The sequence below is a fragment of the Mesorhizobium sp. WSM4822 genome, assembly GCF_055811155.1.
Genome location: NZ_JBVVQM010000012.1, coordinates 72,185 through 85,319 on the forward strand (window position 1 = coordinate 72,185; position 13,135 = coordinate 85,319).

General features: G+C 61.3%; 10 protein-coding genes and 1 pseudogene. 6 read left to right on the plus strand and 5 right to left on the minus strand.

Annotated elements, in window-relative coordinates; genetic code table 11:
- Position 1: 1 nt before the first annotated feature.
- On the minus strand, positions 2 to 5,026 hold the full coding sequence (locus AC0L3E_RS25345; RefSeq protein WP_473605870.1) for an autotransporter domain-containing protein: 5,025 nt from the start codon (positions 5,024 to 5,026) through the stop codon (positions 2 to 4).
- A gap of 455 nt (positions 5,027 to 5,481) precedes the next feature.
- Between AC0L3E_RS25345 and AC0L3E_RS25350 the strand changes: the two genes are divergently transcribed.
- The 5 genes and pseudogenes from AC0L3E_RS25350 to AC0L3E_RS25370 all read left to right on the plus strand — a co-directional run bounded on the left by AC0L3E_RS25350 (position 5,482) and on the right by AC0L3E_RS25370 (position 8,336).
- Positions 5,482 to 5,625 (plus strand): hypothetical protein, encoded by a 144-nt coding sequence (locus tag AC0L3E_RS25350; protein ID WP_164762814.1) that lies wholly within the window; start codon positions 5,482 to 5,484, stop codon positions 5,623 to 5,625.
- Between the two features lie 368 nt (positions 5,626 to 5,993).
- Positions 5,994 to 6,182 (plus strand): annotated as a pseudogene (locus tag AC0L3E_RS25355) (ATP-dependent DNA ligase); the annotation flags it as partial.
- Positions 6,183 to 6,244: 62 nt separating this feature from the next.
- The gene (locus tag AC0L3E_RS25360) at positions 6,245 to 6,829 is read left to right on the plus strand and encodes an ATP-dependent DNA ligase (RefSeq protein ID WP_473605872.1); all 585 of its coding nucleotides are present in this window, start codon (positions 6,245 to 6,247) and stop codon (positions 6,827 to 6,829) included.
- Positions 6,830 to 7,008: 179 nt separating this feature from the next.
- Positions 7,009 to 7,278 carry a hypothetical protein gene (locus AC0L3E_RS25365; protein ID WP_473605873.1) on the plus strand — a complete coding sequence of 90 codons (270 nt, stop codon included), beginning with the start codon at positions 7,009 to 7,011 and terminating at the stop codon, positions 7,276 to 7,278.
- 791 nt (positions 7,279 to 8,069) lie between these two features.
- Positions 8,070 to 8,336 (plus strand): beta-barrel domain-containing protein, encoded by a 267-nt coding sequence (locus AC0L3E_RS25370; RefSeq protein ID WP_473605955.1) that lies wholly within the window; start codon positions 8,070 to 8,072, stop codon positions 8,334 to 8,336.
- 79 nt (positions 8,337 to 8,415) lie between these two features.
- On the opposite strand, the gene AC0L3E_RS25375 is transcribed toward AC0L3E_RS25370, so the two are convergent.
- From AC0L3E_RS25375 to AC0L3E_RS25390, 4 genes are all read right to left on the minus strand, one after another.
- Positions 8,416 to 9,324: a LysR family transcriptional regulator gene (locus tag AC0L3E_RS25375; protein ID WP_127322614.1), complete on the minus strand. Its 909-nt coding sequence runs from the start codon at positions 9,322 to 9,324 to the stop codon at positions 8,416 to 8,418.
- A gap of 15 nt (positions 9,325 to 9,339) precedes the next feature.
- On the minus strand, positions 9,340 to 9,522 hold the full coding sequence (locus AC0L3E_RS25380) for a hypothetical protein (RefSeq protein ID WP_127322615.1): 183 nt from the start codon (positions 9,520 to 9,522) through the stop codon (positions 9,340 to 9,342).
- A 478-nt stretch (positions 9,523 to 10,000) separates the two neighbouring features.
- Entirely contained in the window at positions 10,001 to 10,429 is a 429-nt protein-coding gene (locus AC0L3E_RS25385) for a hypothetical protein (RefSeq protein ID WP_245466439.1), read from the minus strand.
- 275 nt (positions 10,430 to 10,704) lie between these two features.
- Complete coding sequence (locus AC0L3E_RS25390; protein ID WP_127322616.1) at positions 10,705 to 10,893, minus strand: hypothetical protein; 189 nt, start codon at positions 10,891 to 10,893, stop codon at positions 10,705 to 10,707.
- 439 nt (positions 10,894 to 11,332) lie between these two features.
- Here AC0L3E_RS25390 and AC0L3E_RS25395 point away from each other — a divergent pair, with 439 nt between their 5' ends.
- A complete protein-coding gene (locus AC0L3E_RS25395) occupies positions 11,333 to 13,057 on the plus strand; it encodes a hypothetical protein (protein ID WP_292337441.1) in 1,725 nt (574 codons plus the stop codon).
- Positions 13,058 to 13,135 lie beyond the last annotated feature (78 nt).

Genomic DNA, 13,135 nt, shown 5'->3' on the forward strand with positions numbered 1-13,135 from the left:
CTCAAAACTTGACCATCAGATTTGCATCGAAGCCGTTTTGCTTCATGGCCGATGCGAACTGGCCCTGATAGGCGAAGCCAAGCTTCGCATAGGGGCTGAGTGCGACGTCGATGCCGGCCTCGATCAACGCTGCATTCCTTGCGATCGGGGCGCCGGCGATGGCAAACGTGTCGGAGCCAGCGAAGGCGAAGGTGGAGATCGGTGTAACGTCGCCAAATGCATGGCGCCAGGCAAGTGTACCGCGCGCCGTGACAGTGGTGCCGCCGAGATCGAAGTTGCTGGATGCCCTAAGGCCGAGGGTGGTGAACGTCACATCGGTGTTGGTGCTGGACGCCGTCAGGGCCGCGGCACCGCCTGTCTCGCTGAAGCCGTCGGTGTGGAGTGTCACGTAAGAAAGTCCGGCGAATGGTTCGAAACCGAACTGCCCGGCCTTCAGGTCATAGGCGATCTCACCAAAGGCCTGTGCGGTGGCGGCATCATAATCGGCGCTCAGACTGTTATCCAAGCCGGCGAAGGCGACGTGGCGGCCCATTGAGATGTCGTGCCAGGTGTAGGCCGCGCCGGCGCGAAGGCCAAAAGCGCCCCATTGGCCACCGCCATAGAGGCCGAGATGCCAGTTCTGGCTGTCGCCCGAGGACGCGCGATCATCGACATTGAAGCTCGAATGGCTGAAGCCGGCGATGACGCCTGCCCGCCAGTTATCGCCGAAGGCGCTGTCGATGCCGGTGAGGAAACCGCCGGTGGAAGACGAGATCGGCGCAGCATTGCCATCGCCGTCATTGTCGCGCCATGAGCCGAAGGCGGTTGCCCAGGCGGCGGCGCGATCCGTGGTGGCCGGCAACAGCATGCCATGGATGGCTTCATTGGATTTGCTGCCTCCCTGCGCCACCTCGCCATAGGCGATGACAGGCGCATCGCTGGCCGCGACCGTGCCGAAGGCCGAACGGATGCGCGCATTGACGGCCTCGGCAACGTGCTGGCTATCCTCCACCAGGACGCCATTGGCACTGGGATATCCATCGCCCGACAACTGGTCGAAGATCTGGCGTACCGTTTCGTCGTCATTGGCTAGAACAACGACGGCCTGGTAGAGCGCGCTCAGCGATCCGAGCGTCTCGAGCACGCCGGCCGTGCTCTTCTGGTTGAATGTCTGGGCAAAGTCGGTGAAGGCAACGTTGTTGCGATTTAGGGTCAGATTCACGTCGTCGCCATCATAGGCCAGGAACGGATCAAGGAAGGCAAAGTCCGAAGTCACGCTGTCGAACTGACCCGAAACGCCACCGTCGGCCGTGAGGATCGTATAGGTCGAAGACGGCTTGTAGCCGCCGTCGACACCAATATGGGCGACAGAGCCGCCGCCGATGGTCGCCGCGCCGGTTACGTGAACCAGATCGCTGGAACTGCTGGCCGGGTCGACCTCGACCTGCAAGCTGGCGCCAGCGTTGAAGACGAGATCCCCGTCAAGCGTTAGTGTGCCGATAGAGGCGCCTGGCGCCAGTGTGCCGCCACTTTGAACAGTCACCACGCTGCCAGCCCCGGAGCCGACCGTCCCGTGGCCGCCAAGCACGGCACCATTCGTCACATCAAGGTTGCCGCCGAGCCTTGCCCCGGAATGTACGTCGTCCGATCCGATGAGGAGGGTACCGCCGGCCACGGAAGTGGTGCCGGTGAAGCCGGAACCGTCGCCATCATAGGAAAATGTCGCACCCGTCTTGATGAACGTGCCGGTGCCCGAAAGGATGCCGCCATAGCTGCCATCCTGGTCCTGGACAATCGTCAAGGCCTTGGTGCCCAGTTGGACAGTGCCGCCGGAGCCGCTAAGATTGTGGATCGTCATGTCGAGAGCGCCAATACCACTGATGTCGAATACGCCGGCATCGATCTGCAGCGAACCCGGTCCGATCGAGCCCGCTCCCGAGAGCGCAAGCGTGCCGGCCTCGATGGTAGTGCCGCCCGAATAGATGTTGGTTCCGGAAAGCACCAGCGTGCCCGCGCCGGTCTTGCGCAATCCATCGGTGCCCGCGATCACATTGGAGATGGTCGACACATAACCGTTGCTTGCGGCGCTGCCATCGCCGACGCGCACTTCGACCGGCGCCGGATGATCGGCGTCGGCCACCAGCGTCAGCGTGTCGCCGGTTAGCACGTAGCCGCTGGACGCGAACTGCATGCCGGTGGTCTGGACTGCGCCGGCGCTGCCGTCCACCGTTACGGTGCCTGCCTCGCCGCCGAAGACGGCGAAACCGGGCTGCGGCTGCATGGCCGCCGTGAGCGCACCCGTCGCATCGGTCCAATTCGGCGCCATGTTCGACCAACTGCCAGCGCCGCCGCCCATGTGGGTGGCGTCGGCCTGGCCGTTGGCGTTCCAAAGGTTCAGCGTCAGGCCGGTGGTGTTGATGAGATTGATCTGCTTGTCGGCCGTCAGCATTTGGATCGACAGCGTCGATGCGGGCGGAACGGCGCCCAGAGTGAGTCCGCCGTTGCTCTCGGTGAGTGTGCCCGTGTAGTCGACGATACGGTAAAGACCGGGGCCGAAGCCGCCAGCATTGGCGACATCGAGCACGGCTCCGTTGAGCGTCACGTTTCCGTTGACCATGACGCTATCCGCCTGACCGGTCGTAAAATCCGCGCCCGGTGCTGCCGCCTCGTAGGCCAGACGACTGCCCTGCTGCAGGGTCATGTCGCCGTTCACCGTCATCGTCCCGATCGAGGTGCCCGGTGCGATCGTGCCACCCGAAGCGACTGTCGTCGTGCCCACCGTGCCCGAGCCGCCGAGCGTGCCGCCCGTCAGGACGTCGATCGAGGAACTCGAATCGCCAAGCGTTCCGTTTACCAGCAGCACGCCGCCCGAAATCGTCGTCGTCCCGGTGAAGCCGGAACTGTTTCCGGTCAGGATCGTCGTGCCGGCGACCTGTCCGATGGCCCCCGCGCCGGTGATCGCCGGAGAGAACGTGTAGCCCGTCCCGGTATGGTTGAAGGTGAGAGTTCCCGCTCCCGCGCCGAAGCGAACCTCCGCAGCCTGCAGCGTGCCTGGCGCGACGGCCGGCTGCCCAGCGGCCGCACCGATGTTGAGGGTGCCAGTCGAGCTACTCTGAACGGCGATATGGGCAATGCCTGCCCCATTGCCGGTGCTCACTGCGCCGCCATCCGCGACGGTCAGCGTGCCAGTGCCCCCATAACCGACATAGAACGTGCCGCTGTTCTTCCAGGTGGAGCCGGCGCCCGTTACAATGGCCGTGCCGCTCGAGGTCACTCCGATAGCCCCTGTAGCATCGCTGACCAGGCCACCGTTCGCGACGGTCAGCGTGCCGGTGGCGAAATCGCCGACATAAAGGTCGCCGCTGTTGGTCCAGGTGGAGTTCGCGCCCGTTACCGTGGCCGTGCCCGTGGAACCCGGCTGAAATCCGAGGCGGCCGACCGTGTTGGTGACGGCGCCGCCATCCTCGACGTTCAGCGTCCCGTTGCCGGAACGACCGATAAGAAGCTCGCTGCTGTTCGCCCAGGTGGAGCCAGCGCCCGTCACAGTCACCGTGCCGGTGGAGCCAGCGAGGTATCCGATGTAGCCGACCGTGTTGGTCACGGCGCCGCCGTGCTCGACGTTGAGCGTACCATCACCGCTACTGCCTATGTAGAGTACGCCGCTATTCGACCATGTGGAGCCGGTACCCGTCACAGTCGCCGTGCCGGTGGAACCTGCGTTAAATCCGATGTAGGCAACCGTGTTGGTGACGGCGCCGCCATCCTCGACGTTGAGCGTGCCGGTGCCGGAACGGCCGACATAAAGTTCGCTGCTGTTCGTCCAGGCGGAGTCCGCGCCCGTCACCGTCGCCGTGCCGGTGGAGCCAGCGTCGTATCCGATGTAGCCGACCGCGTTGGTGACGGCGCCGCCCTCCTCGACGTCGAGCGTGCCGGTGCCGGAACGGCCGACATAAAGGTCGCCGCTGTTCGTCCAGCTGGAGTCCGCGCCCGTCACCGTCGCCGTCGCCGTGCCGGTAGAGCTTGCGAAAACCCCGATGTAGCCGTCCGTGTTGCTGACAGCGCCGCCGGCCTCCACGTTCAGCGTCGCGGTGCCGGAACTGCCGACATAAAGTGCACCGCTGTTCGTCCAGGTGGAGTCCGCGCCCGTCACCGTCGCCGTCGCCGTGCCGGTGAAGCTTGCGAAAGTACCGATATAGCCATTCGTGTTGCTGACAGCGCCGCCGTCCTCGACGCTCAGCGTCGCGCCGCCGTTAAAGCCGACATAAAGTTCGCCGCTGTTCGTCCAGGTGGAGCCGGTGCCCGTCACCGTCGCCGTGCCGGAGAAGTCCGAGCCATTGCCGATAAAGCCCTGCTTGTTGGTTACGGCACCACCGGCCGCGACGTTCAGCGTGCCGTTGACAGTAAGATCGAGGCTGCTCGTCCAGGTGGAGCCGGCGCCCGTCACCGTCGCCGTGCCGGAGTCGATGGAGCCCGCCGTGTTGGTGACCACGCCGCCGGCCGCGATGGTCAGTGTGCCGGCGCCACCGGCATAGCCGATAAAGAGCCAGCCGCTGTTCGTCCAGGTGGAGCCCGCGCCGGTTACCGTCACCGTGCCGGTAGAACCCGAGTGATATCCGATGTAGCCGTTAAAGTCGGTGACCTTGCCTCCGTCCTCGACGTTCAGCGTGCCGTTGCCGAAAAGGCCGACAGTGAGCTCGCCGCTGTTTGTCCAGGTGGAGCCGGTGCCCGTCACAGTCGCCGTGCCGATGGAGCCAGGGTCACGACCGACAAAGCCGAATGTGCTGGCGACCGTGCCGCCGGCTTCGATGTCCAGCGTGCCGGTGCCGGATTTGCCGACAAACAGCTGGCCCCCTACGTTCCAATTGGGCGATGCGGCGGGGGTCGGATCCACGTCGCCGGAGATCGACACGGATTGGGCCGAAGCGGGAATGCCTGTCGCCAGCGTTGCGAGACTGGTCGCGACCGCCGTGGAAGCCAGAAGCATCCGGATCCGCCTGGTCGATGCCAGGCCGCCCAACAGGGTGACCTTCCTGGAACCGTATTCCATTTCACCCCACCCCTAAATTAGCTACAACTTACACGTTCGCATGGCCAACACAACCCAGGCCACAGGGCACAACATGGCTCAATTTAGCGGCGGGGAGGTGTCGCGATCCAGCTTGCCAAGCACCTCGGCGCAACCGTTGCGACTACGGCGAGCGCCGATTTGGTCAAAGGTCCGCGCGAGGCCGACATCGGACCCGAATTTGCCAACGGACCGATCCGTTGCCCAAGCTGATTCTGCTCTGCCGAAGGCTTGCAATGCTGTCTCTTGAGGCTGAAAGGCAGCGACAAGGTCTCTTTCTAAGGCCAAAGGCGCATGAGTGCGCTCACCGCATCAGGTATCGAGAAAGCCTATGGCACGGTCCGAGTTATTCATGGCGTGTCAGTCGACATTAGGTCAGGTGAATTCGTCATCCTGGTCGGCCCGTCGACGTTGCGCCGAAGTCGCGCGACCTCGCCATGGTGTTCCCGAACCATGCGCTCTACCCGCACATGCCAGCGCGCGAGACCGTGGTCTTCGCGCTGACGTTGAAGAAGACCGACAAAAGCGAGATCGGCGAAGTGGTGCTTGGCCACATTCGAGTGGCTTTAACACGATGCTAATCTAGGTGGCGGCGCTCGACGCCGAATCCTGCCGGACCGCTCGATGTTTTGGGCCACCATCTTTTCCGAGCGCTCAATCGCGAGTTCGTCCCGTTTGAGGCGCTGCTTGACACTTGCGACTTCGGCCGCCATCGCGATTCGGCTTTTCGTGATGTTTGTCATGAGATTGAAACACCGGGAGGGCGGAATCGTTCCTTGACGCCGGCCAGGTGGCGCTCCAGCGATTGCAGCCGCTGGATCAAGATGACGCTCCTCAATGTGCTCCGGAGCTGCCCAAGCGTCTGGTGCGTTCCTTTGCAACCATTTTAGCTTAATCTAATTTAAACTCGGTCAGTCCGAGTTTGCGTATGTTGAAGTTCATCCGGCCGATGTTCCCCACGCTTGTCGAGGTGCCGCCGACAGGGGACAACTGGATTCACGAAATCAAATATGACGGCTATCGTACCCAGGTGATTGTTGAGGACGGCAAGGCCAGAGCGATCACGCGAAGGGGCTACGACTGGTCATCGACGTACAAGACGATTGTCGAGGCGGCGGCAACCATTCCGAAGTCGGCAATCATCGACGGCGAGGCAATCGTCCTTAACGAGAAAGGCGTGTCGGATTTCCATTCGCTGCGATGCGATGGGCGCCGGATCGGATCATCTTCGTTGCCTTCGATCTGCTGCACCATGACGGCATCGATCTGCGTCGCGAACCGTTGCTGGCACGTCGGGAAAAGCTGCTCGAACTCGTCGGCACCGCTAAAGGCGTGATCCAGTACAGCCACCATGTGCATGGCGGCGGGGCTGACTTTTATGCCGCGGTTGATCGGATTGGCCTAGAGGGCATGGTGTCGAAGCGGGAAGAGAGCAGCTATCGGTCAGGCGACACCGAAGCCTGGGTGAAAACGAAATGCTGTGAGGAAGTCGACTTTGAAGTTGCAGGCGTGCAGCGAACGCCCGGTTCGGCTCCACTCGCCTTGATGGCAACCCGCGATGCGGAACGCCGCTACGCCGGCTCGGCAAACATCGCCCTGACCAAAGCCATGCGGGAACGCCTCTATGCCAAGGTGCAAGAGGGGAAAGGCTCGCCACCGAGGGGCGCCGACAAGCCCGATGCCGAATGGATCAAACCTGGCCTTGTCGGACGCGTGAAGACCCTTAAGCGCGAAAATAAACTACGCCACGCCACGCTGCGGGCGATCCGGGAGGCAAAGGCATGACGCATCGCCCACGATGCACATCTCGGGAATCGACCGGTGCGAGGGGTGGCCGGCGCCTGTGGCGGGTTCGACTGTCGGGATGTAGCGATCATCCCAGGCATCTTTTTCGGCTCACGTCTTCGATCTGACGTAGGCGGTAAGAGTGGGGATGCTCAAGTCACTCCAATCGTAGCTCCTACGTGCTACATGTCGCCTCTCCATTTGCCGTTGGACAAAAGGATGGCAATATTGACACCATCGGCATCGCCAGATCTGGCACACTACGAGTGTTGCGAGCAGCACATGAAGCGAAGGTTAAACGGCTGGTGATCACATCGTCATTCGTTGCCATGAGTTACGCTCGCGATATGGACACCGCTGAATTCACTGAGGCTACCGGCGGCGGCATCATCCCAACCGGGATCGGCACTCCAATCTGCCTCGATGAAGGAAAGAGAAGCGCCAATTGATGATGCGCCCATCTGCTCGAGTGTACGACGACTTCTGGTTCGCGTGTCAGCGAGCGTACAGTGCATCTAACCCGGTATCCAAGATCGAGCAGCTGCAAAATACAGTACATACCGAGGAAGCCGGAACCTCCCGTAACCAGCACTTGTTGGGATTGCGTAGAACGTTTGAGAGGTCTGATCATCGGCCATCTGAAGTTGCGGGATTTCCATCGCAGTTTGAGCACTGATTCGATAGCCGACCACGCCCTTCCCGATAGCTTGGTCCTCTCCCCGGAAAAGTACAATCTCATATAGCTGGAAGACATGCTGTCTTCCTTGGCCGAAATGATCTCGCCGTTCAGACTTCCAGGTTCCGGCTCGGTGTGCGCTCTGGAGAAATCCGGCGAAGGCATCCGGGCAAAGTCCTGCTGTGGCTGACAGTCTGCGTTGTGCTTGTCGGCGGCGTCGGCGCTTTGGCCGCAACGACCTCGCTCGCCGGGGCCGTGATCGCATCGGGCACCGTGGTCGTCGAAAGCAACCCCAAAAAGGTGCAGCACCAGACCGGAGGCAAACGAGGAACTGCGCGAACTCGATGGCAAGGAGGCCGAACTCGTCGAGCGGAAGACAGTGGCGCAGGACCAGCTTGCGCTGACCGAAATCCGCGCTCCCCAGTCAGGACTTGTCCAGGAGCGTGCCGTCCAGTCCCCGCGAGACCATCATGCTGATTGTTCCTGAACAGGACAGGTTCGTGGTCGACAGGCATGGTCGCGCCCGCCAGCATCGATGACGTCGAACCCGGACAGCCGGTTTCCATGCGCTTCTCCGCGTGCGACGCAAATACGACCCCGGAATGCAAGGGGACCGTGCAGAGAGTCTCAGCCGATCTGATCAAGGACCAACAGCGCAAGATTTCCTATTTCGTGGGAGGACGACGCTCGACGACCAAAAGCATGCCCGCGTGGAAGGCGGCTACAGCCTGGCATGCCTGCGGAGGTCCACATTTAGACAGGCGATCGCAACGTTTGGTCCTACGTGCTGAAGCCTTGTCGGGCCAGGTTCACCGAGCGTTCCGGGAATAGGTCGTCCTTCGATTGCATTCATTTGATAGGATGCAAGATGCCCGGCACTGCTCTTGTTCTGACCCCCTAATAGGCGCCATCACGAGACCTCATACTGCTGCGCCAGCGAAGCGGAAAGCTGGTCGGCGAAACGTGCAGCGGCCACCGGTAGGGTGCGGCCCTTGAGTTGGCCGACATAGAGCATGCCAGCGGGCACGTCGCGCAAGTCGAGCGGCCGGGAGATCATGTCACCGGTCATCGTCTGGTGGGATAGGCCAATCGGGAAATGGAAGGTGATGATATCCTCTGAGATAGCGTGGTTGCGCAGGAATTCGAAGCTGTCTGACTGAATCACCGGCTCCAGCTGCAGCGATGACGATTGCGCCCCGATGTCGAGCAGGTAGCGCACACCGTAACTTGATGTGGGAAGCGCGATTGGATAGTCGAGGCAAGCGCGCAAGCGCACCGTCTCGTGAGAAGCCAGCGGATGATGGGGCCGCATAACCGCATGCACCGGCTGGTGCACCCGTATTAGTGTCATGAAGGCAGCCAGCCGGGTTGGCTCGTAGACGATGGCAATGTCGGCCGTGTGATCGACCAAGGCACGCTCGGCCTCCTCCCGGTCGCGCAGGTGCACTCCGAAGGTCACATTCGGATGTTCCTTGCGGTAGAGTGAGATCTGCATCGGCAGATGGTAGGGCAATAGCGCCTGGCTGCAGGCGATCGCCACATGGCCGCGCCGGGCGCCAGCAAGGTCTGCAATCTGCGATTTCACGTGCTCCATATCGGATAACTGGTTGCGCATGTGCTGCACTAGAAGTTCGCCGGCGCTGGACAATCGCACGCCGTGAGGCAGTCGCTCGAAAATGGCAACGCCGAGTTCGGCCTCCATCGCCAATATACGCCGATTGAGCGCCGTCGAGGTTATGGCGAGCAATTCCGCGGCGGCGCGGATCGAACCGGTCTTGGCCACCACATCGATATAGTGAGCGGAGTTCAGGTAACGCATCGGCAGCCCCCGGCATCACCGCTGCAATTCTTGCAGCAGGCTGAACAAAACATAGCACAAGACAGCAGCGCCGTCATCGAGGATAATTAATCCTGTCGAAGAAGCATCTTCAAGCGACATTGATTTTTTAAAGACAATGAAAGATGGAATAATGTTTGTTCCACTTTCTTCAACTAATTCATCGATCGAATGGAGCAATCATGCGCCACATATCAATTGTAATATTAGCTTCTCTCGGTCTTGTTGCCCTTGCAAATGTATCGGCGATCGCCGTCGAACAATGTGGCGACGCGACCGCGTCATCTGGCCTGCCAGGTTATAATCATCAATGTGGTGTGACCTCTAAGGACAGCATCGATGAAAGCGCTCTAGCGGACGTAGGCGAGCATAAAAGCTGCGGTTCGGATTGTGCGCAAGTCTACAGTCTTTGTAATACCAGCAGGGGTAGAGACTGTCGCCAAGAGTACAAAATCTGTTCTTGGAACTGCGTCTTTGGTGCGGCAATGACGATTCGCTAGTAAAGAAAACCCGACATTTGAAATTGCGCCGGAGTAGGGTACCAACCCGCATACGTGCGCTGGAGATATCGTAGGGCCACACCCTTACGCTGAGGCCCCGGCGCCTGGCCCGCCCATTGAGGTGGCTCCTTGTGTCAAACGCGCCAACACGTTTCGTTTCAAAGAAGGTTAGCAAGCAGGCGCGCGGCTGCACCATGGTAACTAACGCAGACCTGTTTAGCCATCGGTAGCGAACACCAAGCAGTAAGTTCGGCAACGAGAATGTCGTCGTTCCCATTCACCGGCGTGGTGCTAAGTTGTCCCTGCTTGTTCATCATGATCGCTACGGTTCCGTTTGCGCCATAACCGATAGCTGCCATCCTTTGAATGCGAGTGTCGTCCTCGACGCGAATATCGAACAGAACAGAGCCACCAGTCTTTTCCGCGACGTCAGCCACTCGATCGGCAAACGGCCGATTGATATTGGCGAAAGACTGCTCGAACAAAACCAGTTCAACATACTCCGCCTTCATTGCGTGAGAGTGCGCGGCATGACGCGCAGAACCAATAGGCCATGCACGTCTTATCCACACAAAAACGACCGCCACTGAGGGTGGCCTCTTCCACAGAAAACAACATAATCACCACCCAAACACCTTCGCGCGACAAAGCGTTTAGGCCAGAGATGAGACGTCCTCTTCATTAGGCCTGGAACCACTGGTTTCAGCGCCAGGGTTTCTGTATTGCGGAAATTGTACCCTGAATCGGCTGCGACATCAGAGCTATCTGGTCCAGCCTCGTTCCCGAGGCCAGCTGGGGCGCAATCAGTCGCAGACAACCGTGGGCGAGATTTGGTTCGGTCGGCGCTGGAATGACGCTGCTGTCACTGTTCCCGCTTTAGAGGAAATGTGGCGTCGCCATCCTTCTCGCCTGATAAAACGCGCGGATTGGCGCTTGAGACACCGTCGTTCTTTCCGCCTTTGTGGTGCTCTTCTGATTGGCCTCGCGCGTCTGCTTCAAGCTCCTTGCCGGGGCGCTTGCCAACTTTCTTGTCGACCGATTTTTCCACCATCAGCCTCTCCTTTGTGAAGCAATGGCAACTCTTCGATCGGCCTGAGGTTCCGGGACAATCGGCCATCGGACCGCTGCCGCCCAAAGGCGATTTCGGTCTTCGCGTCCTCCGACCCTGGGCATTTCAGGTCCGTGGCAAAGTTGGACTTCAACGGCCGACATGAGGCGCATTGGAGTCCGGCAGCTTTGGGGCCGTCTGCTGTCCTTCCGGTTTGGGCGCGATGGGCTAGAAGGCTGGCGTTCCCCTTGCGACCCGAGTCGGTCATGTGATGTGGGCGCCAGAACCCCCATAGGCGGACGGTCGACAGCCTTTTGAGGTGAGCGTAACGAGATTCCGTCAACGGGTGGATGCCGAAAGACGGCACCGACCCGAGATCAGTAGCTTTATCCTTTTTTGAATTCTGCGCGGTAAGGTTCCGCGCATGTGGTTGAAGACTTACTTGATCATCACCGGCGTCGGCGCGTTCGTGGCGCTGACAATGCCATGGCTGGTCATCATCGGCAGTTTCCTGATCATCCCGGGGCTCATCCTCGGGTCGATGCCAACGGCCTTCATGTATGGCATCGCTTTCGCGCTGTTCTGCTTGCTGCTTGGAAGTTTCCTTTCAGGCGTTCCTCTGAACGTCATGTCGGGCGCCGCGACGCTGGCACTGTTTTGGACCATCCCCCAGCCAGGCCTCACCTGGGCGAGGGGCATGCTGGCCAGCCTGGAGGAGCCGGACATTCAGTCGAACGCACCGATTGCGCTCAAGGGCGATATTCTCCTCGCCCGACCGTTCGAGGGCCGTTGCGATGCATTGTGCGCGGCCTTGCTCAAGACCCCGGGCGTCACTTCGGTCCGCGTCCAGACCCTTCGCGGTCATTCCTATACCTACCGCGTCGTGCCGGACTCGACGCCCGGAAAACGAAGCACCGTCATCGGGCATGGCCTGCTGGAAGAGCGGCGCTACGATGCCTCCGATCCGCTCGCCCCTCAGCGCGCGCTGGAATCCGAATGGAACCTGATGATGTCAGAGGGCAAGGCGCTGCTGCAAAGCGACGACGCCCCCGAACCCGACTTCACCATCGCTATCGAGGACGGCCCTGCCGCGCCCGATTCCAAGCCCCGATCGGGACGGTTGGATTGGTCGCTCGAACCCTCCGCACCCCACCGCAAGGCGCTCACCATCACCGACGCCGGTGAACAGGTGCTGCTGCGGCAGTCGATCCTGTCGATCTTTGCCCCGGCGGCGCCGTTGCTGATCGGGACTTCGGGCGGGATCGAGAACTTCCGGTTCGGCTGGGCGCGTCTGCGGCTCGGTGACGGAAGGATGTACGCCGAGGTTCCGGTCAACCGGCTGCTGCTCGACCACACCAGCGTTTCGCGCGGCGTGAATATGGAAGCGGCGAAAGCGAGAACGCGCGAGGAACTTGCCAGAGCGCTCGACGATCCGCGTAAGCCGGTGAGCGGTCCCGTGTTCGCGCTCGCCAATCAATGGATGGACTCGTTCCGCGCGAACGACCAGCCGCTCGGCGAAAGCGACCGGCGCCTGCTGGTTCGCGTCTTGGAGGACCCACGGGTGCGATCCCCAGACGGGCTGTGGGCGATCATCAAACAGGTCGATGGCGACTCCGCCGATCTGCGGCGGCTCGCCGCCCGCCGCTACCTCGCGGCCACCGACAAGAAGGAGGCGCGCCACTGGATCAATGCCCTGGCCGGCCTCCCTGTGGGTGCATACACCGATCCTCTGCCCGAAGAGCGCGCGATTCTCGCAGATCCGGCGGTCAGCCGCTTTGCCACCGACCTGATCAAGCGCCAGGGGGACCGCGGCGTCGATGCCGTGCCCGACCTGTTGCGGCTGCTGCGCGAGTACTCCGTCTACGATCCGGGCAAGTATGGCTTCAGCGACCTGACCGCGGCTACCGATGCCGTGCGTAGCGGCTTTCGCCGCATTGGCCCTGCGGCCTCTTTCGCGCGGCCTGAGATCGAGCAGCTCTTGGCTTCGCCGGGTCTGAAGTACCGCTACAAGACGCTCGGCCAGGAAGAATGGGACACGCTGCTGGTCGTCCTCGGGAAGCCTGTCGAAACGCTTACCAAGCCGGAAAACCGAAGTGGAACCGACGCGAGGTACCGCGAGCGCGTCGCTCAACGGGCCGCCAAGCCTTACGACCCACGCCGGGATTGATCGCCGAAACGGGACGAAGAATCTTCGCGGGCAGAGCTAGCCGCTTCGTCCTACCGGTCTTCCGATATTCCATGGTGC